This window comes from Bacteroides sp. AM16-13, assembly GCF_003602705.1.
In the GTDB taxonomy this organism is placed as follows: Bacteria; Bacteroidota; Bacteroidia; order Bacteroidales; family Bacteroidaceae; genus Bacteroides; species Bacteroides xylanisolvens.
The window spans coordinates 337-661 of record NZ_QTLK01000084.1 but is presented as its reverse complement, the minus strand read 5'-3'; the positions used below and the strand labels follow the sequence as shown (position 1 = coordinate 661).

Genomic DNA, 325 nt, shown 5'->3' with positions numbered 1-325 from the left:
CATCCCACTCCCGAACGAAATTCATATCTCATCATTTATCTAAACTTTGCCGTAGTTAATGCCGAATTAAATAGTTACCGGCAATCATTGGACGCACATTGCAACACTGAATTCAATTTCTTCTGCGATGTCTATGCGCAATATCTTCCCGAAGGGATAAAGGAAGAAATGAATAAGAAAAAGGGAGCCGTAGAACAACTGGATTATCTATATAAAGAATGTGTCAAGACCAATCAACAGATTTATCTGTTCATTGATGAATACGACCATTTTACAAATAAAATCTTATCAGAACCTGCCTGTCTGGAAGATTACAAGAGCGAGA

The 325-nt window shown here is 37.2% G+C and carries 1 pseudogene; it reads left to right on the top strand.

The window, feature by feature from the left end:
• Window positions 1–325: pseudogene (locus tag DW173_RS24285) on the top strand (AAA family ATPase); the annotation flags it as partial.